1 protein-coding gene is annotated in these 263 nt (G+C 76.0%); it reads left to right on the top strand.

The features are described from left to right. The coding region (locus OH705_RS27735) for a HEAT repeat domain-containing protein (protein WP_267303499.1) at positions 1-263 on the top strand (263 nt) is incomplete at both ends.

The following is a 263-nucleotide window of genomic DNA, read 5'->3' as shown; positions in this document are numbered from 1 at the left end:
TGCCCGAAATCCTCGAACTGTCGCCGCGCCTGGAGGACGCCGACCCCGGCGTACGCCGCCTGGCGCTGATCGAACTGGCCGACCTGGAGCTGCCGGAGGCGCTGCCGTTGCTGGTTGCGGCCCTGCGCGGCGATCCCGACCCCGGCGTGCGCGGCGAGGCCGCGCGCCTGCTGGAGGCCTGGGAGGAAGACGCGGTGGTCGATGCGCTCTGTGCGGCCCTGGCCGATCCGCTGCCGGCGGTGGCCGAGGCCGCCGCGCAGAGC

The sequence above is a fragment of the Pseudomonas sp. BJa3 genome (assembly GCF_026343815.1).
In the GTDB taxonomy this organism is placed as follows: Bacteria; Pseudomonadota; Gammaproteobacteria; order Pseudomonadales; family Pseudomonadaceae; genus Aquipseudomonas; species Aquipseudomonas soli.
Note: the sequence above shows the minus strand (reverse complement) of the source record. Positions and strands in the feature narration are given on the sequence as shown.